Source organism: Halopseudomonas pelagia CL-AP6, assembly GCF_000410875.1.
GTDB lineage: Bacteria > Pseudomonadota > Gammaproteobacteria > Pseudomonadales > Pseudomonadaceae > Halopseudomonas > Halopseudomonas pelagia.
The window spans coordinates 147,062-168,273 of record NZ_AROI01000004.1; the positions used below are offsets into that span (position 1 = coordinate 147,062).

Annotated in this window: 18 protein-coding genes and 1 riboswitch; of the genes, 9 read left to right on the top strand and 9 right to left on the bottom strand. The window is 56.4% G+C overall.

The genetic code is table 11. The annotated features are described in order from the left end of the window. Positions 1–54: 54 nt before the first annotated feature. A riboswitch (TPP riboswitch) is annotated at positions 55–158 on the bottom strand. Between the two features lie 162 nt (positions 159–320). Further along, positions 321–1,772 (top strand): TolC family outer membrane protein, encoded by a 1,452-nt coding sequence (locus K787_RS22025; RefSeq protein WP_022961395.1) that lies wholly within the window; start codon positions 321–323, stop codon positions 1,770–1,772. 56 nt (positions 1,773–1,828) lie between these two features. On the opposite strand, the gene waaA is transcribed toward K787_RS22025, so the two are convergent. Further along, a complete protein-coding gene (gene waaA / locus K787_RS0103440) occupies positions 1,829–3,088 on the bottom strand; it encodes a lipid IV(A) 3-deoxy-D-manno-octulosonic acid transferase (RefSeq protein ID WP_022961396.1) in 1,260 nt (419 codons plus the stop codon). 140 nt (positions 3,089–3,228) lie between these two features. Between waaA and K787_RS0103445 the strand changes: the two genes are divergently transcribed. The 6 genes from K787_RS0103445 (at position 3,229) to K787_RS22030 (ending at position 8,984) form a co-directional block, all read left to right on the top strand. Next, positions 3,229–4,404: an FAD-dependent oxidoreductase gene (locus tag K787_RS0103445; protein WP_022961397.1), complete on the top strand. Its 1,176-nt coding sequence runs from the start codon at positions 3,229–3,231 to the stop codon at positions 4,402–4,404. Further along, positions 4,401–5,201 (top strand): aldo/keto reductase, encoded by an 801-nt coding sequence (locus K787_RS0103450; RefSeq protein WP_022961398.1) that lies wholly within the window; start codon positions 4,401–4,403, stop codon positions 5,199–5,201. The genes K787_RS0103445 and K787_RS0103450 overlap by 4 nt, the downstream gene beginning before the upstream one ends. 16 nt (positions 5,202–5,217) lie before the next feature. Further along, positions 5,218–6,093 carry a hypothetical protein gene (locus tag K787_RS0103455; protein ID WP_022961399.1) on the top strand — a complete coding sequence of 292 codons (876 nt, stop codon included), beginning with the start codon at positions 5,218–5,220 and terminating at the stop codon, positions 6,091–6,093. A 123-nt stretch (positions 6,094–6,216) separates the two neighbouring features. After that, on the top strand, positions 6,217–6,822 hold the full coding sequence (locus K787_RS0103460; RefSeq protein WP_022961400.1) for a membrane protein: 606 nt from the start codon (positions 6,217–6,219) through the stop codon (positions 6,820–6,822). A 78-nt stretch (positions 6,823–6,900) separates the two neighbouring features. Further along, complete coding sequence (locus tag K787_RS0103465) at positions 6,901–7,581, top strand: response regulator transcription factor (protein WP_022961401.1); 681 nt, start codon at positions 6,901–6,903, stop codon at positions 7,579–7,581. After that, positions 7,578–8,984 (top strand): ATP-binding protein, encoded by a 1,407-nt coding sequence (locus tag K787_RS22030; protein ID WP_201765091.1) that lies wholly within the window; start codon positions 7,578–7,580, stop codon positions 8,982–8,984. Before K787_RS0103465 ends, K787_RS22030 begins: the two co-directional genes overlap by 4 nt. A 13-nt stretch (positions 8,985–8,997) precedes the next feature. Here K787_RS22030 and hldE read toward each other — a convergent pair whose 3' ends face one another. Beyond that, a complete protein-coding gene (gene hldE, locus K787_RS0103475) occupies positions 8,998–10,422 on the bottom strand; it encodes a bifunctional D-glycero-beta-D-manno-heptose-7-phosphate kinase/D-glycero-beta-D-manno-heptose 1-phosphate adenylyltransferase HldE (protein WP_022961403.1) in 1,425 nt (474 codons plus the stop codon). Positions 10,423–10,468: 46 nt separating this feature from the next. Further along, positions 10,469–12,256 (bottom strand): lipid A export permease/ATP-binding protein MsbA, encoded by a 1,788-nt coding sequence (msbA, locus tag K787_RS0103480; RefSeq protein ID WP_022961404.1) that lies wholly within the window; start codon positions 12,254–12,256, stop codon positions 10,469–10,471. Positions 12,257–12,364: 108 nt separating this feature from the next. Here msbA and K787_RS22035 point away from each other — a divergent pair, with 108 nt between their 5' ends. Further along, the gene (locus K787_RS22035) at positions 12,365–12,952 is read left to right on the top strand and encodes a BUD32 family EKC/KEOPS complex subunit (protein WP_022961405.1); all 588 of its coding nucleotides are present in this window, start codon (positions 12,365–12,367) and stop codon (positions 12,950–12,952) included. On the opposite strand, the gene K787_RS22040 is transcribed toward K787_RS22035, so the two are convergent. The 6 genes from K787_RS22040 to K787_RS22045 all read right to left on the bottom strand — a co-directional run bounded on the left by K787_RS22040 (position 12,930) and on the right by K787_RS22045 (position 19,833). Then, positions 12,930–14,048 carry an O-antigen ligase family protein gene (locus K787_RS22040; protein ID WP_161785932.1) on the bottom strand — a complete coding sequence of 373 codons (1,119 nt, stop codon included), beginning with the start codon at positions 14,046–14,048 and terminating at the stop codon, positions 12,930–12,932. The genes K787_RS22035 and K787_RS22040 overlap by 23 nt on opposite strands. 132 nt (positions 14,049–14,180) lie before the next feature. Then, the gene (locus K787_RS0103500) at positions 14,181–15,095 is read right to left on the bottom strand and encodes a glycosyltransferase family 2 protein (RefSeq protein ID WP_022961407.1); all 915 of its coding nucleotides are present in this window, start codon (positions 15,093–15,095) and stop codon (positions 14,181–14,183) included. Continuing rightward, entirely contained in the window at positions 15,092–15,976 is an 885-nt protein-coding gene (locus K787_RS0103505) for a DUF6625 family protein (RefSeq protein ID WP_235801895.1), read from the bottom strand. Before K787_RS0103505 ends, K787_RS0103500 begins: the two co-directional genes overlap by 4 nt. Before the next feature lie 10 nt (positions 15,977–15,986). Then, on the bottom strand, positions 15,987–17,111 hold the full coding sequence (locus K787_RS0103510; protein WP_022961409.1) for a glycosyltransferase: 1,125 nt from the start codon (positions 17,109–17,111) through the stop codon (positions 15,987–15,989). A 5-nt stretch (positions 17,112–17,116) separates the two neighbouring features. Further along, positions 17,117–18,847, bottom strand: a complete 1,731-nt coding sequence (locus K787_RS0103515) for a carbamoyltransferase family protein (RefSeq protein WP_022961410.1) — start codon at positions 18,845–18,847, stop codon at positions 17,117–17,119. 146 nt (positions 18,848–18,993) lie between these two features. After that, positions 18,994–19,833 carry a WaaZ-like lipopolysaccharide core biosynthesis protein gene (locus tag K787_RS22045; protein ID WP_022961411.1) on the bottom strand — a complete coding sequence of 280 codons (840 nt, stop codon included), beginning with the start codon at positions 19,831–19,833 and terminating at the stop codon, positions 18,994–18,996. 211 nt (positions 19,834–20,044) lie between these two features. On the opposite strand from K787_RS22045, the gene K787_RS22050 reads away from it, so the two are divergent. Further along, positions 20,045–21,205: a hypothetical protein gene (locus K787_RS22050; protein ID WP_022961412.1), complete on the top strand. Its 1,161-nt coding sequence runs from the start codon at positions 20,045–20,047 to the stop codon at positions 21,203–21,205. The last annotated feature ends 7 nt before the right edge of the window (positions 21,206–21,212 follow it).

Below are 21,212 nucleotides of genomic sequence, written 5' to 3' on the forward strand. Positions count from 1 at the left end.
CAAGTTCGCAGGGAACCGAAACGGCATACCACACTGACCACGAGCTGGACTTCAGCGAGTGCTTATCTCGATTCCTACGCCGGTACTAGCCGGTTCAGGTTCAACGGGTATTATCTCAGCCCACAGCACTAACGCTGCCGGCACCCCGTCAAGATGAGTTGCCAGCTTAATGCCCGCACAGGCCGGCTGCAAGCCTGCACTACAAGCGCGACAGCACAACGAAACACTTTGTTCCCATGCACGCCCCAAGCATTGCTTGACCGCCAGCGTGCTAGTCCTTAGCCTTGGCTGATTATTCCATTCATGCGAAGGATCACTGCATGCTGCGCCCCCTGTTTGTTGCCCTTATGCTGGCTGGTTTGTCCAGTCAGGCGCTGGCCAAGACCGACCTGCTTACCGTCTATCAGGAATCGCTGGCCAACAGTGCTGACCTGGCTGCGGCCCAATCCGATGCCCTGGCTCGCCAAGAGGTGCTGCCGCAGACCCGTGCCCTGTTGCTGCCCAACATAGCGCTTGGCGCCGGCGTGGCACGTGAGGAGGTCGATGTGGACGGCGCAGGCAGCGACTCCTACACCACAGACTATTACCAAGCCAGCCTTACCCAGCCGCTGTTTCGCGCTGATCGCTGGTTTAACTATCAAGCGGCCAAGTCCTTGAGTGCCCAGGCGCAGATTGAATTTTCCGCTACGCAGCAGGCGCTCATCCTTGAAGTCGCCGAAGCCTATTTCAACGTACTGCGGGCATCGGACAATCTAGCCACCGCCCGCGCTGAAGAGGACGCGTTCGAGCGTCAATTGGATCAGGCGCGTGAACGTTTTGATGTCGGGCTATCCGCTCGTACTGACGTGCTGGAAGCCCTTGCCGGCTTTGACAGCTCCCGCGCCGCGCGCCTGACAGCGCAGACCAACCTGACGGTCAGCTACCAGGCATTGACCCGGCTAACTAATCGCGACTACGACGAGCTGATGGGCATGAGTCATGACCTGCCAATCCTGCCGCCGACGCCCAACGACCTGCAACAATGGGTGAATACCGCGGCAGCTCAGAATTTGAACTTGCAGGCCACGCGGCTCGCAATTACCAGCGCATCCGACACCCTGCGCAGCAGCCGCTCCGCCTACGCGCCATCGGTCGATGCCTTTGTGCGCTACAACAACAGTGGCGGCGGAGCTAACCTTGGTAGCACGGGCGGTGTAGGGACTGGTCAACAGGGTAACGGCGACACTGAGCTGACCAGCTTCGGCGTCGAGCTGACCATGCCGCTGTATACCGGCGGGGCGACCAGTTCCGGCATTCGTGAATCCGGCCACCGGCTCACCCAGGCTGAGCACAATAGTGAAGCGCAACTGCGGCGGGTAGTCGAGAGCACCCGGAATCTGTATCGCACGGTGACGTCCAGCGTCGAAGAAGTAGAAGCCCGGCGGCAGGCTATCATCTCCGGCAAAGCGGCACTGGATGCCACTCAGACCGGATATGAAGTAGGTACACGTAACGTCGTCGATGTACTGGAAGCCCAGCGCAACCTGTTCCGCGCCGTCCGCGATTACAACACCGTGCGCTATAACTACATTATCGACAACCTGAGTCTCAAGCAGTCTGCAGGCACGCTGAGCCCAGAAGATCTGGTCGATCTGTCGCGCTGGCTGAACCCTGATTACGACCCTGATCGCGACTTCATACCGCCCTTCACCGAAGAAGAAGCCCAGCGCATGTCACTGGGTCGCCAGGCGCCAGCAACCGAAGAAGGCAGCAGAATGCGCAGCTCCTTCTAAGCTGCGGCGTACACAAGTAAAAAAACACCGGGTGACGCCCGGTGTTTTTTTGTCTTCTATTTGAGCCGCTGGGCAATACCCTTCAGCAATCGCTCAAGCGCACCTTGATTATCCTGCACCACCCCCTGCCCGGCCGCACCGGCCCGACGCGCCGCTTCAGGCTGCTCCAGCCACTCGCTCACTGCGGCAGCCAGGGTTTTGGCATCGCGCACTTGACGCAGCGCGCCTGCACCTTCCAGTAGCTCGCTGATTTCAGCAAAATTATAGCGATGCGGGCCAGAGATGATCGGCAAGCCCAGCGCGGCAGGTTCAAGGTAATTGTGGCCGCCGTGGGCCGCCAGCGTGCCACCAATAAAGGCGACGTCGGCGCAGCCATACAGCATCATCAATTCGCCCATGCTGTCGCCGAGAAAGACCTGATCGGTCGCAGCCGGAGTAGCTTCGGAGCTGCGTCTTACCATCGGCATGCCCGCCGTTTCGATCAGCTCAGCGACATCGTCAAAACGCTCGGGATGGCGCGGCACCAGAATCAGCAATGCCTCGGGATGGGCCGCCAGCACCTCGCGGTGGGCCGCCAGGACCTGTTCATCCTCACCCGCGTGGGTACTGGCAGCAATCCACACCGGCCGCTGCCCCCAAGTGGCCCGCAACGCGGCTGCCTGCTGCACAATTTCAGGCTCAGGCTGCAAATCAAATTTGATACTGCCGGTCACCTGCATGGCGTCCGGGCTGACACCCAAGCGCTCGAATCGCATGGCTTCGGCCTGGGTTTGCACCGCCACCCAGTCCAGCGCGGCAAACATCGGCTCGACCAGCCAACTGATACGCCGATAGCCCCGCGCGGAGCGCTCGGACAACCGGGCATTGGCGAGCACCAGGGGTATCCCTTGGTCCTTGGCCTCGCGCACCATGTTCGGCCACAGCTCGGTTTCCATAATGATGCCGATATGCGGCCGCAGACGCTTGATAAAGCGCCGCTGTAACCAGGGCAGGTCATAGGGCAGGTAGGCGTGCCCCACCTGATCGCCAAACAGTTTGCGGATCTGCTCTGAGCCGGTGGGCGTCATGCAGGTTATGGTCAACGGCAAGTGTGGGTAGCTGCGCAGCAGCTGGCGGACCAATGGCGCTGCGGCAATGCTTTCGCCAACAGACACGGCATGCACCCAGATCCCGCCTGGACGCACATCGCCACCCAGGGCAAAACGTTCATGCCAACGCTTTCTGTAGGCCGGCGCTTTGCGCGCACGGTAGAGCAGACGCAACAAGATCAGCGGCATACACAGGGTAAAGATGAGACTGTAGAGCGTGCGCGACATGAGTGCTCCTCGGAAGGCTGACAAGACAGGGTTTACAAGGCAACGGCACCCTGGCGGGGTGCGACTCATAGTAGCAGATGTGACCCGAAGCACCGGCAGTGTCTATACTAGGACTCTTTTCAGCAAAAGCACCGGAGCTTATGAGTACAACCCTGGAAACCGATATCTGTATCCTCGGCGGCGGCATCGCCGGCCTATGGCTGAATGCACGCCTGCGGGGCATGGGTTACAGCACCCTGCTGATTGAGCGTGGCGCCTTGGGCGGAGGCCAGAGCGGCAAGTCGCAGGGTATTATTCACGGCGGCACCAAATACGCACTGCACGGCAAATTGACCCAGGCGGCCGAAGCCATTTCAGCCATGCCCGAGCGCTGGCGTGCTTGCCTGCAAGGCGATGGTGAACTGGATTTGCGCGGCGCACGGGTTCTTTCCGAACACCATTACTTGTGGTCCCCCGGCAGCCTGATCAGCAATCTCGCCGGTTTTTTTGCCAGCAAGGCGCTGCGCGGCCGAGTGGATGCGGTCAAGGGCAGTGAGTTGCCTGCGGTCTTCGCCAACCCAGCCTTCAAGGGTAAGGTCTATCGGTTGGCCGAGTTGGTCATGGATGTGCCTGATGTCGTGCGGCGCTTGAGCGAGCTGGCAGGCGATAGCCTGGTGGCTGACAGCGCGCCGCATGTCGAGCGCCGCGAGGACGGCAGCGTCGACAGTATTCGCATCAATGGCCGCAGAATCAAAGCACAGCGCTACATACTGACCGCCGGCGAAGGCAATGAGGGTCTATTACAGGATTGGGGCGTAACTCAGCCCGCCATGCAGCGCAGGCCGCTGCAAATGGTGCTGGTCAAGGGCGAAGCATTACCGCCGCTGTACGCCCACTGCCTGGGCAACAGCCCCAAACCGCGCATGACGGTGACCACCCACCCCTGCGCCGATGGCCAGTGGTGCTGGTACCTGGGTGGCGAGCTGGCCGAACAGGGTGTCAACCTGGCACCGGATGCACTGGTGCGTCGCGCCCAACAGGAACTGTCCGAGCTTCTACCTTGGATAGACCTGCAGCAGTGTCACTGGACCACGCTGCCGGTCAATCGGGCCGAGCCGGCGCAAAGCGGCGCAGCCAGACCGGACACGGCTTATTTGCAGGCAGTACAAAATGTGCTGGTCAGTTGGCCAACCAAGCTGGCGTTAGCACCTGACCTCAGCGATCAGGCAATTGCTGCGCTGCAGCAGCAGGGCATCAAGCCTGGTTTGTCAGATGACTACAGCGCATTGCCGAGGCCGCCCGTGGCCTTGCCGGTATGGGATATCTGCTTCCAATGAACACCCTGCACAGCCACTACCGGCCCCTCGGTGACAGCGGACTGATGGTTTCACCGCTGGGCCTGGGGACCGTCAAGCTAGGACGTAATCAAGGGGTAAAATATCCGCAGCAATTCGATCTGCCGGATGATCAGCACGCGCTTGAGTTGCTCGCGCTGGCGCAAGACCTGGGGATCAATCTGATCGATACCGCGCCCGCCTACGGCACCAGCGAGGAGCGCCTGGGCACCCTACTGGCCGGGCAACGACAGAAATGGGTTATCTGCAGCAAGGTAGGCGAAGAATTCGAGCACGGCCAGTCACGTTTTGATTTCAGCGCCAGCCATACCCGCTATTCTGTAGAGCGGTCGCTAACGCGGCTCGCCACAGACTACTTGGATCTGGTGCTGGTGCACTCTGACGGCCATGATCTGGACGTATTAAGCAGCGAGGTCTACCCCACGCTTGCGCAACTCAAGCAGGACGGGTTGATTCGCGCCTTTGGCTTTTCCGGCAAGACCGTCGAAGGCGGCATTGCGGCATTGCAGACCGGCGACTGCGCGATGGTCACCTACAACCTGCAAGACCAGCGTGAGCGCCCGGTGCTGGACTTCGCCCTGTCACACAACAAGGGCATTCTGATTAAAAAAGCTCTTGCCAGCGGACACCTTTGCCTTCAGGGTAACGACCCGGCGCAAAAGAGCCTGGAACTGGTCTTCGCCCACCCCGCGGTGGCCTCCGCCATTATCGGCACCATAAACCCCCGGCATCTGCAGCAGAATGTCGCCAGCGCCCTCAAGGTGCTGGACAGTTTATAAAACCAGAGGGAAGTGCATGTCGCGCATTATTGCCCGAAAGAACCCGGTCACTTTCAAGACCCAGGCGATTCACGTTAAAGCCAGCCCTGAAGTCCTGTGCTACACCCCTATAGGCAACCCCTTGGGCTTCGCCGAAATGCAGGACTTGCGTCAACCCGTATCGGTGTCCGACCCCGCGTCGTTCGAGCTGACTGTCGCCAATATGGGTGTATCTGTCGACTTGAGCCTGAGCTGGCAGGGTCGAGATTTCCGTGTATTGATCCGTCAGGATCGCACCGAGCAGGAAGATAATGTACTCAAGCTGATTTCCGGCTATGTGCCTGCGCATGAACTGCGCGTCCCCTTGCTGACGGTAATGACCGAAATTGCCGAAGAGCTACTGCTGGAAAGCAATAGAGGATGGCTGCAAGGCCGCTACATGGAGACCTGGCTGCCCACCCCCTATTCCGCCAACCTGCCACTAAGTAAGCGGCATGCCTATCAGCTCACATCACACCGCGGTGCTGCGCACCCGGTATTGTGCCGGGAGTTGCACCTGATAGAACGCCCGCGCGCCTACGTCCACCTGCCGACCAATTCCCTGCAGCTGGTGTACTCCATGCAATTACAATTGCCGGAGAACTGCCCTGGGCTGACCATGCTGCATGCTGATGAGCATATGGATACAGAAAAGAATCAGTTGTTGGTCGAAATGAATTACCAGCGCCCGGAGATTTTCCTGGCGGAAATGAGTGAAGGCGTCGCCACCGGCAAACTGTTCAGCCTGGAGCAAGGCGAGTTGGTACCGCGCAGACCAAAGAATATTTGGCTTAGCGAAGCCTTGGCCAAGCAAACCGGCTGGGTAATCGAAGAGCCGCGCAGTCAATGGCCGGAAGGTCTAGCCCGCCTGTAACAGCCCAGCATCGGGCTTGCATCGCATCTGTTCAGCTCTGGTTCAGCGAGCGTACAGGCTTGGTTCAGCCAGGTTCAGGCAAGATGTTCTCCGTGTTCACAAGACATCCCTACGGAGAAATACATGAAAAACACCCTGAAAATACTTGCTGCCGGCACAACCCTTGCGTTCGCCAGCGTATCAGCTCACGCCGCTGACAACTTTGTAGGGCTGACGTGGGGCGAAACCAGCAACAACGTACAGCGCTCCGGAAGCCTGAAACAAAATCTGCCCAACCAGAACTTCGACCGCGTGATTGACGACAGCAGCACTTGGGGGATCCGTGCAGGCCAGAAGACTGATGCAGGTCGCTACTACGCTACCTACGAAAACCAGTCCGGCACATCAGGCCCGTTCAAGCTGCGCCAGCAGAATCTGCTCGGCAGCTATGACGCCTTCGTTCCGATCGCCGAAAGAACCAATCTGTTTGTCGGCGGCACTTTGGGCCTGATCAAGCTTGAGCAAGAGTCTACCGGCTTCAGCCGCGACAGCGACATCGGCTACGCTGCCGGCGTACAAGCTGGCCTGCTGCATCAAGTGGCGAATACCAATGCTTCCGTTGAAGGCGGCTACCGCTATCTGCGCAGCAATGCCAGCACAGATCTGAACCCGCGCGGCGGCAGCAATCTGGGCTCGCTTGATCTGAAGAGCAGCGAACAGTTCTATATTGGCGTGAACTACAACTTCTAACCCGTATAATGAAACCTGCCTGAATCATCAGGCAGGTTTTCATGCGTTGGCCGCAGGCCAAACTTCACGGGGGACCATATGAAGCTGTTGTTGGTCGAAGATGAATCCTTGTTACGCCAACATCTGGCCACCCGCTTCAGCGAGCGTGGACATATCGTGGACGCCACCGAAAACGCCGAAAACGCGCTTTATCAGGTCAAGGAGTTCAATCATGACCTGGCCGTCATTGACCTGGGCCTCCCCGGCATGAGCGGTCTGGATCTGATCCGCGAAATTCGTAGCCAGGGCAAAAGCCTGCCCATTCTTATTCTCACGGCCCGAGGTAACTGGCAGGACAAAGTTGAAGGCCTCTCTGCTGGCGCCGACGACTACGTGGTCAAACCCTTCCAATTTGAAGAGCTCGAAGCACGGCTGAATGCCCTGTTAAGACGCTCCTACGGTTTTGTTCAAGCCTCTATAGAAGCAGGCCCACTGCGCCTTGATATCAACCGCAAACAAGCCAGCGTCGACGAGCAAGTGCTGCCTCTCACCGCCTTCGAGTACCGCATTCTTGAATACCTGATGCGCCATCATCAGCAGGTGGTGGCTAAAGAGCGATTGATCGAGCAGTTGTACCCCGACGATGAAGAGCGTGACCCCAATGTCATCGAAGTCTTGGTCGGGCGCCTACGGCGCAAGCTGGAAGCCGCTTGCCCACTGCTCAAACCGATCGAAACCATAAGGGGCCTAGGCTATCTGTTCAATGAGCGCTGTACGTGATGCGCTCGTTACGCTCGCGATTGATGCTCGGCGCCTCAGCACTAGCGATTCTCTTTATGCTGGCCTTGCTGCCAGTACTGCAAAATGCCTTCGATCAGACCATGGAGCAGATCATTCAGCAGCGCCTGGCCGCGGACACCAACACCATGATCAGCACTGCACAGCTGCACAACGGCATATTGCAAATGCCGGAGAAGATGCCGGACGAGGAATTTAATTTGCCTGAAGCGACTCTGCTGGGCTTTGTCTATGACCAGTCCGGCACGTTGCTCTGGAGTTCTCGATCTGCGCAGGGTCAGGCCGTGCAATACGCGCCTTTCTATAGTGGCGGCACCACCGATTTCTTGCAGATTTATAACGAAAATGGCAACGGCTATTACGTCTACGACGTCGAGGTATTCCTTGATGACTCTAGCAACCCCCCGTTTAGCTTTATCACCATGCTACCCAAAAGCGAGTTTTTGCCGCTGACCCAAAAATTTGACCGTCAGCTATACACCTGGTTGGGCGGTGGCTTGCTGATTCTATTAGTGCTCTTGTGGCTGGGCCTGACCTGGGGCTTTCGCGCATTGAAATCCTTGAGCCGCGAGCTCGATCAGATAGAAGGCGGACACCGCGACCAGCTTGGTGAGCAGCACCCCCGCGAACTCCTGCGCCTGACGCGCTCGCTAAATCGGTTGTTGGACAGCGAACGACGACAACGACAACGCTATCAGGACTCACTCGCCGATCTGGCCCACAGCCTGAAGACCCCTCTTGCGGTTCTACAGAGCGTGGCTGAACGCGTGGCCCAGGAACCCAGCCGCGAACAGGCGGACATATTACAAACCCAGATCAACCGCATGAGTCAGCAAATCGATTTTCAGTTACGCCGGGCCAGCCTGCGCAGAAGTGGCCTAGTGCAGCACCGCGTGCAGCTCGATCCGCTGCTGGTGTCAGTCACCAGCACGCTTGCTAAAGTCTATGATGATAAGCAGGTGCACCTGCAACTGGATTTGGCTGACAATTTCTGGGTACCCATGGAGCGCGGCGCGCTGATGGAGATGCTCGGCAACCTGCTGGAAAATGCTTATCGGCTATGCCTAAAGCAGGTACACGTAAGCGCGCGGCACACTGCCGGCCATTGCGAAATCATAGTCGAAGATGATGGTGCGGGCGTACCCGAGCATCAACGTGAGGTCATTCTGCGCCGCGGGGAACGTCTGGACGCACAGCACGCCGGCCAGGGTATCGGCTTATCCGTCGTCAAGGACATCATCGAGAGCTATGAAGGTGAACTGGTCATTGATCAGTCTGGGCTAGGCGGCGCGCGGTTTAAATTCATCCTCAATACCGAAGGCATGGTCTTCTCCAGCGCAGCCGCTGCACGCAGATCACGCCGGCAGAAAAACGCGCAGACCTGACCGGGCGCCAGTCCTATTCTCGCTGACGGATTTTCTCGACGATAGCCGTGGTGGAACAGCTTTCCACGAAGTTGAGCACTTTCACTTCGCCACCGCTAGCCTGAACAATGGCTGCACCAACCACCTGGTCGACGCTGTAATCGCCACCCTTGACCAGCACGTCTGGCTTGATCTGTGCCAGGAGCGCCTCCGGCGTATCCTCGGCGAAGCTGATCACCCAATCAACTGCACCCAGACCTGCCAGCACCGCCATACGACGCTCAACGCTATTGATCGGTCGCCCAGGCCCTTTCAAACGGGTCACCGAGGCGTCGTCATTGATCGCCACAATCAACCTGTCACCCAAGCTACGGGCCTCTTCAAGATAGCCAACATGGCCGGCATGAATAATGTCGAAACAGCCATTGGTGAAGACAATACGCTCGCCGTGAGCCCGCGCATCCTCCACCGCTTGCAGAAGCTGTTCGAGACCCAATACTCCCCGCTCGCTACCCTGTTCACGCTGGACCGCGCGGCGTAACTCTGGCGCACTGACAGCGGCGGTGCCCAGCTTGCCGATTACAATACCCGCCGCCAGATTAGACAAGCCAACAGCATGCGGCAGACTCTCCCCCGCTGCAAGCGCAGTGCCCAAGGTGGAAATCACCGTATCGCCAGCACCAGTGACATCGAACACCTCCCGCGCGCGCGCAGGGAGGTGCATTGCCGGCTCGTCCCGCCGCAACAGGGTCATGCCGTGCTCACTGCGGGTAACCAGCATGGCCTCAAGGTCCAACTCGGCAATCAACGCCATGCCCTTGTCGACCAACATCTGCTCGCTTGAACAATGGCCCACCACCGCTTCAAACTCCGACAGGTTCGGTGTGATCAAGGTCGCACCGCGGTAGATACTGAAATCCTTACCCTTGGGGTCGGCCAGCACCGGTACGCCGCGTTCGCGCGCCAGCGCTATCAGCGCCTGATGGTTGACCAGTGCGCCTTTGCCATAATCCGACAGAATCATGACCTTAACTTTATCCAGCAAGCCCCGCACCGAATCAAGCAAGGCATCGCCATCGGTCTTGAACGGTTCTTCAAAGTCCAGCCGGATCAGTTGCTGGTGGCGGCTCATGACCCGCAGTTTGGTAATGGTGGTCTTGCCCGAATGCGCCTGAAATGCACAATAAACGCCAGCGGCGTTCAGGCGCTGTTGCAAGCTCAGCCCCGCCTCGTCATCCCCAGTGACACCCACCAGCCAGGCTGGCGCACCCAACGCGGCAATATTCAAAGCCACGTTACCTGCGCCGCCAGGGCGATCTTCGATCTGCTCGACCTTGACCACTGGCACCGGCGCTTCCGGGGAAATCCGATGCGTTGGGCCATGCCAATAACGGTCGAGCATTACATCACCAACCACCAGAACCGGGGCGGAGTCAAAACGGGGCATGGTCAGTTTCATATGTCGTGTACACCTGTCTTCTGTCGGCCAATACGGGCCAGTAATCTCAGGATTCGGACTTGACTTCATCCTGGAACTGCATGCTATGCAAGCGGGCGTAATAACCATTCTGCTCGATCAACTCGGCGTGGCTTCCACGCTCCACAATGCGGCCCTGGTCCATCACCATGATGATATCGGCCTTCTCGATGGTCGACAGCCGGTGTGCGATCACCAGCGTCGTGCGGCCTTCCATAACCCGGTCCAGAGCGGCCTGGATATGCCGTTCGGACTCAGTATCCAATGCCGAGGTAGCCTCGTCGAGAATCAGCAGGGGCGCGTCCTTGAGCAACGCCCTGGCAATCGCCAGACGCTGACGCTGCCCGCCGGAGAGCAGCACGCCATTCTCTCCGACCATGGTATCTAGGCCCTGGGGCAGCTTGTCGATGAACTCCTTGGCATAGGCCTTCTCGGTCGCTTCTTCAATCGCATCTCGCGGTGCACCAGCGAGGTCGCCGTAGGCAATATTATTGGCGACCGTATCGTTGAACAAGGTCACATGTTGCGTGACCAGGGCGATATGCCGACGCAGGTTGCGCAACTTATAGTCCGCCACCTCCACATTATCGATCAGGATTTCGCCTTCGGTATGCTGATAGAAGCGCGGAATCAGGCTGGCCAGGGTTGACTTGCCACTGCCGGAGCGCCCTACCAGTGCGACCATCTGGCCGGGCTCGATAGTGAAGTTGATATCGTCCAGTACCAGCTTGTCGGTATTGGGGTAGCTGAACTTCAGTCCCTTGACTTCAATCCTGCCGCTGACGCGCTCAAGCTCCACCGTTCCAGTATCTGTTTCAGGCTCTTCGTCCAACTGCTCAAAAATACTTTCCGCCGCAGCTATACCTTTCTGAATGTTGGCACTGACTTCAGATAACTGGCGTACCGGCTTAGGCAACAAACCCGCAGCAGTAATATAAGACACCAGATCTCCCGCCGTCGCATCACCACGCAGATACAGCACCAGGAACATGACGAAAGCCATTGCGCCGTAAGTCACCAACTGCAAGGTTGGCGTAAACACCGCGCCGGTGCGCGTCATCTTGAGCCCGCGCTGGCGGTTGGCCTCGCTGGCTTTATCAAAGCGCTCGGTCTCGTACTGCTCGCCACCAAAGCTTCTCACTACACGGTAGCCCGTGATCGTCTCTGAAGTGACATGGGTCACATCGCCCATCGCCGTTTGAATCTTCTTGCTCTGCTTGCGGAATTTCTTGCTGGTGCTGTTCACCATCAAGCCGATCACCGGCAAGATCGCCATCAGCACCAGCGTGAGCTTCCAATTCATCCATAGCAGATAGGCGAACAGGAAGATCACCGTCATGCCCTCACGAAACACCACTTTGATCGCATCTGTGGCAGCGCCGGTGACCATGGTGGTATTGAACGTGACCCGCGAGACCAGGTGGCCGGAGTTGTGATTGTCGAAATACTGATTGGGCAACGTCAGGAAATTATTGAACAGCGATGTGCGCAGGTCATGGACCACGCCCAGCGAAACCTTGGCCAGGTAATAGTTACCTAAAAAAGAGCCTACCCCTTGATAAAGGGCTACAAGAATAATGAACAGGGGGAAGCCCCACAGCAAAGGCACACCAAGAAACTGACCGTTATTGCCATCAGTAAGACCGTCGACAAAATACTTCAACATCCAAGCCATCGCCGGCTGGCTGGAGGCAAAGATCACAAAACCTACGATACTGATAGCGAAGGGCAGCCAATAAGGTTTGACGTAACCCAGCAACCGTAAATATATCCGCACACTGGATTGGAGAAAGGATTCTTGCTGTACGTCGGCCATATGCACTTCACGATAAGGAACCAGGCGCTGAGTTTAACACAGGCTGCCAGGATCAAAGCCTTGCTGTTGCAAGTGCGGTAAACTACGGTTTTGGTTCGGGAAATCGACGTGAACAAACTAAGCCGCGAAGAGTTTGAAGCTCGGTCACAGGGCGCGAAGGTTCTGGAAAAGGACCGCTACGGCGAGAAGGTGCTGCAACTGCGCGACGGGACATTTCTAAAACTGTTTCGGCGCAAGAGCTGGTTTTCCAAGACCGCATTCTATCCTCCTGCAAAACGTTTCGCGGCCAATGCGACCGAGCTTCATCGGCTCGGCATCCGCTGTCCTGTCGTGCTGGGTCTCTATCAAATGAGCGATCCCTATCGCTCGATAGTCCACTATCAGCCATTGGAAGGCACGACATTACGCCAGTTACTCAATGAGCAACCTACTCTCGAACAGATAGAGCTGTTTGCAGACCTCGCCAGCTTTATCTCTACACTGCATGATCTGGGTGTGTATTTCCGGTCATTGCACCTGGGCAATATCGTCAGAACACCTGACGGCGCCCTTGGACTAATTGACATATCGGACATGCGCTGCCTGGGCAAACCGCTATCAAAAGGGTTGCGCGCAAGAAACTATCAGCATCTCTTGCGCTATGAGGAGGACTGGGCGCTAGTCCATCCTCGGGTCAGGGCGTTTTTTCACTCCTGAATCGACCCGACGTCTGTGGTTGAGAAGCGGGGGGAGGTCGGCCAGTGAGCAGAAACAGCCCCAAGCCAACGGGTAACCAGGTAAAGAACCAATCGGCGCGGGGCGAATCCCACAGCTGGCCACCGTCAAAAAGCTGCGCGGCAGTGCAAAACAGCATCACTGCCAACAATCCCCGGCCAAACGCCTGCTCTCGACATTGCCATGCCGCATGCAAAACACAGCCCCAAACAGCAAGCCACAGTGCAAGACCTATTAATCCCAGCTCTATGGCTACGTGCGTGAACAAATTATGACTATGTGGCATCAGCGTTTCCGTGCTGGCCAGCTTGAGTTCGTAGCTGCCGCCCAGCCCAAGACCCAGCCAGGGGCGCTGTAGAATCATCTCCAAACTGGCTTGGAATATCTCCGGGCGATAAGACATCCCGCGCGCCAAAATAACTTCCTGGAATTGCACGAAACCGACGGTCGCTACCACTAACAGCAGCCCGGCTACCGCCCAAATAGCGCGTCCTCCACGCAGCACGGCCATGGCAATCAGCGCAGACAACAGTGCGACCCAGAGACCACGGCTTTGAGTCATTACTATCAAAGCTAACATGACTATCAAACTTGCGACCCAGAGGCCCCGATACTTAGGATGAGGTAAAAATGCCAGCATCAATGCCGCTACCGCGATTGCATAGCCGCCCAGAATCGGATGCTCAAGCTGGCCAAGACCACCAGCGCGATGGGTGAAGTCCCCCCCCGCATACTGGATCACGAGTGCTATCAGACAGCTCAATGCGAGCAAGTGGCAAGCCAGGCGCAACAAGCCATTGGTGCTTTCCGGACGCAACAGGCCAAAGAATGCAAAACCAAAGAGAAACAGCACCACAAACAACAAACGCTTGAGCTGCCGCACTACGTCATCATCTGGGCTCCACAACAGGCTCAGCGCTGCCCAGGCAATCAGCACCCCTAAGGCAGTAATAAGCGGCCAAGCGCGCTGCCATAGCTCTCGGACCATAGGCCAACGACTAGCAAGCAGTATGACCACCGGTAGCCAATAGAGAAATATCAGGCCCTGACGGTAAGGCTTATGGCTCGAAAACAGCACCATTCCCACCAGGAACCACAATATTCCCAGCCCCAACCAACGAGTCAACCAGAGCTGAAAGTGCCTATTTCGCCTTTGCCGCTTAATGACCAATGACCTCCTCCGATACAATAATGATGGCCTGTCGGGCAGCTAACGCTGCCGGACCTGAGCCTTTTTGAATAGCAGATGTCGCAAGCGCCTGAGCAACTGAGCATCCCAATATTTTAGAGGTACCTGGCGGACCAGCGACCAGGCTAATGCCTTGTCGTCTGTTACGGCGCTACGCAGAGCCTTGATTACCAACTTGGCGCGCCCGGATGCATAAGCCGGGTGATCTGCATAAGCTTCGATAACCTGCAGGCCGCTTTCATATTCCAGACGATAATTGCTGGACAGACTGGCAGGATGTTTACGATAAAGAGTGACTATCTGAGGTAAAATATCGATAACGTAGCCTGCATGAGCCACCTTGAGCGTCATCTGAAAATCCTGGATCTTGATCTCGGGATCATAGCCTCCAGCCAGATCAATTGCTTCGCGCCGAAAGATTGCAATATTGCCGCCCACAACCAGAGCATCTGCAAGCGCCTGGGCAAAATCATAACGTCGTACCGCGCGTTTTTTATCCTTTTTGGGCAGCCTTTGACCGGTCTCATCAATACGGACTGCACCGCCGCCAAGACAGCCTACTTCAGGATGCTCTAGAAGGTACTCGGCCTGCACTTTGAGCCTGCCAGCAGGCATCACGTCGTCGGCGTCAAATGTTGCTATGAACTGGCCTTGAGCCTTTGCAAGCCCGGAATTCAGCGCGGCGCTGACACCCGCATTGCGCTGACAGACTAGCTCTACCCGCCTCACTAAACTGGTAGGCTGCCACTGAGCAATGGCGCTCTTGATGACCTCGACACTGTCATCGGACGACCCATCATCAACCACAATCAACTCAAAGCTTTCATGATCTTGAGCCAATACGCTACGTACTGCTTCTCCCACATACTCCGCGTAGTTGTAGCAAGGCACTATCACCGAGATCAACGGAGGCGCTTGCGAATGCGGCGAACTCATAAATCAGACTTCCGCCAGCCCGCCTCACTTACTTCCCAGCTAGATGAAAAGGCCAACTCTTTTGGCCCCAGCAGGCCGTCCGGCAGGTGTGCTGTCCACCGTTCATTCTTCCAAACGAGAAAGTGTAGGTAGGGCAACTCGGTATCGCCCATATCACTATTGGTCAAACGACCTTCTTGCAGAAACCAACGCTTGGCAACCACCCGACGTCCATCAGCCAGGAGAGTGAACGTGCTGTGGGATTCAACGAACTCACTGCGTCGGCTCCAGACATTGAATCTGGCAAGGAACAGCCTGAGGCTCTCCGGCCAGTTTTTATGGCGAATAAATACACGGCTGAAGGCCCCCTCGTCCAGTGCCTGATGCATCGGATTGGCGTAACGTTGCTGCCAATGCGGAATGCGCATGAACGCTTCGCGCATGCGTGCGGTGTTACGCAGCAGACATAGATGGCCCGAGATGCGCCTATGGTGAGTGGCGAACAGATCCTTTTTCGCCAGGCGCTCGGCGGTGAAGTAACGGCGCAGATCACCATAAATCACATCAATATCGCCAAAGGCCCAGAAGTCCACACCTTCCAGTTCGTCAGCATGGATATACCCAAGTGCAGGCTTGATATCACAGAGCTTGTAGGCTTGCTCAGGATGGAAATTGATACCCAGCCGCGCGGACACCCATTGACAATAGGCCGCGAAGCTCAACTCAATGAAACGGACGTTCTCCGGCGCATTTTCGGGTATTCCGCAGTCAGTAAATAGCAACCAGTCGATGTCTGGATTGCGTCGGCAACCCTCAAGAAAGAACCGCATCCAGAATGGCCAGCGGCCGAAATAGGGAATGACAAAACGGATGCTCGGTGGGTTCATTGTTGTAGGACTCATAAACCAAATTCTATTTGACAGGGAGTGCCATGGACAGAGGCCAGAAGCGCTTCCTGGCTGCAGCATCGGAAAATTGTTGATGCAATATCTCCGCTGCGATTTGTCGTTGCCGGGCAACGACCGCAGGCTCGGCAACCGAGGCGGTGACCAGGCATTGGGCGAGCGCCTCTGCGTCACCCAATGTGAACAATTGGCCATGCCCCGATACCACCTCGGGCCCTCCGCCACAATCACTGCAGACGACCGGCACGCCCGCCGCCATGGCCTCAAGCAGTACCATACCGAAGGGCTCATGGTCTGAAGTCAGGGCAAAGAGATCAAACGCTTTGAAGAAATCTCGTGCGCTGGGCACCTGCCCCAGAAAGAGTACCTTATCGGCGATTTGCAGAGTGTTCGCAAGACGCTTGAGCGACTCGGCAAGCCGTCCGTCGCCGATAATCACCAGCAGGCTATGCTCTGGCAGATCAGGCAACGCAAGGGCGAACCCTTTAAGCAAAGTAGTCTGATCCTTATCCGGATGCAGCCGCCCGACGTTGCCTACGATCCAGGCATCCGCCGGCAAGTGCAATGCTAGCCGCGCTTCTGTTCGAGTCACTTGGGCGCTGCGTACCGTCTCGATATCGATACGGTTGTACAACGTCTGAATTCGTTCTTCCGGCCAGTCTGGCAGACAGCGGCGGATGTCATCTCTTACCGCATTAGATACCGCCAGCAGATGCAGGCGCTGGCGAAAGAGTCGGGCAAACAACTTGCGGCCGAAACGCTCAAAATCGCCAAAAGCATGATGAATACCAATAACCGGGAGGCCAGTAGCCAGACAAGCAATGTAGGTCGGCTTAGAGCGATGGGCTATGCACAGGCTGAAATCCCGTTCACTGGCGATCCGGCGCAGGTCGCGAATAGCCTTAAGCTTCAGACCGCGGATGGCGGCAGAGCGGTACTCCATAAAAATGACTTCAGCAGAATGGCACTTTTCTGCCACATCCTGATCTTTCTTGCCCGTCAGAAACACCGTAGTAACCTGATAGCCGGTTCCATCAAAGAGCGCGGCGTACTGCCGCGCACAATCCAGAAACGGGCCATCATAACCATGACAGAACTGCAGGACCCGTCCTGCAGCCGAGCCCTTCAGCATCTCAATCAAGCCTTCACCACCAACACGTCCTCCATGATCAGATACTCCAGATCCGATCCAAAGAACATATCCAGCGCGTCTTTTGGTGAACACACCATAGGTTCGCCACGGCGATTGAGCGAGGTATTGAGCACCACACCGTTGCCGGTCAAGCGCTCCAAGTGGGTCATCAGATCATAGTAGCGCGGATTATATTCGCGCTTGAGCACCTGGGCACGGGCGGTGCCGTCCTCGTGGACGACTTCGTGCACGCGGCGTCTCCATTCGTCGTTCACTTCAAAGGTGAAGGTCATAAAGGGCGACGGGTGATCGATCCCCAACATCTGCGGTGCGACGGTATCGAGCATCGACGGGCAGAATGGGCGCCAGCGTTCGCGGAACTTGATCTGCGCGTTGATACGATCGGCCACACCCGCCACGCTGGGGCAACCAATAATCGAGCGGCCACCCAGAGCACGCGGCCCGAACTCCATGCGCCCCTGGAACCAGGCCACCGGGTTACCTTCAGCCAGAATATCAGCGATATATTCGGGAGCGTCTTCGATCAGCTTCCATTGCGGCTTGTTCGGGTGACGGGCACAGGCGGCGATGACATCTTCGTTGCTGTAGCTGGGGCCGAGATAGACGTGCTCCATCTTCTCCACCGGCACGCCGTTCTGCTCGGAAATATATGCCGCCGCACCAACAGCGGTGCCGGCGTCGCCGGAGGCAGGCTGCACGAACAACTCCTTGACTTCCGGGCGGGCAATAATGCGTTGATTCAGCTTGACGTTCAGTGCGCAGCCACCGGCAAACGCGAGCTTGCCGGTTTCGCGCAAAATATCGCCGAGGTAGTAATCCATCATTTCCAGCGAGAGCTTTTCAAACAACGCCTGCATGCTGGCGGCATAGTGGATGTAGGGGTCGTCGGCGATATCCCCTTCACGCTTGGGGCCCAGCCATTCGATCAGCTTGGGTGAGAAGTAAAAGCCCTTGCCTTTCTCCTTGTAACGCCGGAAGCCAATCACGTTGGCGTAATCGGTATTGATGATCAGCTCGCCATTCTCGAACTTGGCCAACCGGGAAAAATCGTACTTGGCCGCGTCGCCATAGGGCGCCATGCCCATAACCTTGAATTCGCCGTCGAGCATTTCAAAACCCAGGTACTCGGTCAGCGCGCCATACAGACCACCGAGAGAATCCGGGTCGTAGAACTCCTTGATCTTGTGAATCTTGCCGTTCTCCCCATAGCCAAAGAAGGTCGTGGCATATTCACCCTTGCCGTCGATGCCCATGATCGCGGTCTTTTCCTTAAAACCGGAGCAGTGATAAGCACTGGAGGCGTGAGCCAGATGGTGTTCGACCGGCTCAAGACGGACTTTTTTCGCATCAAAGCCCAACTGCTCAAGGCACCAGAGGATCTTCTTGCGATAGCGATTGAACCGCCGATTGCCCATCAGGATCGCATCTAGCGAGCGATCAGGCGCGTACCAATAGCGCTTGGCGTAATGCCAGCGGGCCTTGCCGAAAATGCTAATGGGCGCGAATGGAATGGTGACGATATCCACATCAGCAGGCGTAATGCCGGCTTGTTCCAGACAGAACTTAGCCGACTCGTAAGGCATGCGATTCTTGGCGTGTTTGTCACGCACAAAGCGCTCTTCTTCTACAGCAGCTATCAGCTTGCCGTCGATATACAGCGCGGCTGAAGGGTCATGGCTGAGTGCGCCGGAGAGTCCGAGAATTGTCAGTGCCACTGATTTGCCTCTTATTGGTTGTAAGCGGGCCGCATAGCCCGATGGCGAAGGTGCAAAACCAAGGCCTGGGCGACACCGGCCAGTATTTAGTATTAACGCAAGGTCACTAGTATAGCCTTAGCAGGTCTCATCTCGGAACAGCAGTATCAGTGCGAATCAGCGCCCCGCGCCAGAACGGAGACGTCATTAGTTGACTCTCCCACCCACGCATGCAACTCCGCAAGCGATAGACGCGGCACGATTGAAGCCGGAAGGCGACTATTATTTGAGAGATTGAATACTTCAAAACGCCCTGGAGCGACTATCCTTTCTGACATAAAGCGAAAACTGGGAAGAATGTAGTCCTCATAATCCCTGTCCAAGGTACTAGGCAAGGCGCTATCGCCTTGTTCATAAAACCTGCCAGCGGAGGGATTGAGATCAACACCAAGCAGAAAAACACGATTGAACCCTAGGTGGCAGGCCAATTGTAGCCCCGCGAAAGGGATAGTCCTGGAGCCGAAATAGCCTTTTGCCATGTTGGTGCTGAACCCTACTCGGTTTGGCTTGGCATGCAAGAGAGAGAAATGACTATGCAAATGCGGGTCTTTTCGTATAGACCAGGCAAATCGTTTATCCGACATAATGGCCCGGCGATTGCGGCGATTTAATCGTGACATGAGGTAGAGATGTCTTGCTTCAAGGCACTCCGGCACCAGCGAGGCCAACTGTTCATAGCAATCAGCCGTCATAGCCGTGCACGCAGCTTGATCGACCCCCTTGGCCGCCAACATGGGTCGTGCCTCAACGAAACTCGGATCATCGCACAGGTAGAAAGTAGGCCGCACGGCACCCGCCTCACATTTGAGAATCGAACCATTCATCGCGATGACCGGGATGGAGGGGAACTGTTCTAACGGAAAGTTGGCGGCCGACGGGCCGGAAGCGAGAATAAATACGGGACCACTCGCACTCTGAAAGTTGCGCTCAAACAAGTCAAAATTCAAACGGGATGCCTCTACATCAGCTTTAATCAGTCGCTGTTTTTAATCAAAGGGGGCTTACTTCAAGCAATACTGCTCACGCTAACAACAACCTTGCACGCTGTAAACATGCATTGAGGATCCGTCTAAGCTCACCAATGCCTGCCAACCCTGGAACGCGATCTATCTTTGCATGTCATAGATCTAAACCACCTTTCCATTCCCGGAATGAAACATGATTGGCAACCAAATCCCGCTAACTATCAATACTCTTTTTGATCAAGGGCAAATCAAACTGCAGGCCGACTGTTTTGAAATAGACTTGGAAGTGCAGGGACGCGATGATTTTTCCGGCATCAGCAATACCTTCGCGCTATGGATCTGCTTGCCTATAGCCATGAGCTTGAACCGGGATCTGCACATTCTTGGGCAGGTAAGCCCTACTGCTCTGTCGAACGCCAAAAAGCTCATTGAAATCTGGTTTGCTTGGCGGCCCGATTTATTTCATATCATCAAGGTAAGTGCAGAGCATCCAACAGAAACTGCCTATGCACACCAGCAAGGCGAAATCATGCTCTATTCCGGAGGAGCAGACTCGACCTACGCGCTGTTAACTCATTATCTTCACAAAGGCACTCAGGTGGCGGCGCTGACCATTCAGGGCATGGACTACGATGCTGACGACACGGTTCGCTTCAACGCACTGCTTGCCAAAACACGCCCCCTTCGGGACCTGGCGATCAATGAGCATTACATCGTCAGATCAAATGCGGCGGAGATCATGGCTCGTTATGGTACGCACGGCGATTGCGGACACGGATTTCAGCTGTTCGGCTCGCTATTTCTTTTGGAAGACCGCTATCGCAGCGGCAGTATTGCGGCCGATTGCACGAGGCAGATCGAAATGCTGATCTGTCCATGGGGCACCAGCTCGCTGACCAACCCCTTGTTCGCCAGCAGCCAGTTTCATATCAACACATTGGACATAGATCTGGGACGCCCGGAAAAACTGGCAGCACTAAGCACAAACGAGATGGCGTTGCAGTGTGTGAGCTTCTGTAAAAAACGTAAAATCCGTCCAGACAACTGCGGGGTATGCTCCAAATGCAGCCGCAGTAAAGCCATGTTCCTCGCAGAAACCGGGAGGATTCCCGATATGTTTCTTGATAACAGCTTCAGCGAAGACATGCTCCTGGACATTGACTTGAGCAATAGAGGCGAAAGGGGGTCAGCCATGGACCTGATTAGCTCCGCCGCGCGCAATGGCCGCCTCTCACTCTTTCCTCAGCTTACGGCTCGGCTCTGCGCCAAACCTGCACGCCAATCCTGGCTGGAGCGTCAAAAAGCCATATGGGTAAAGCGAATCAGGCAACTTAATGCGGGCAAGCCAGGCTGACCAGATG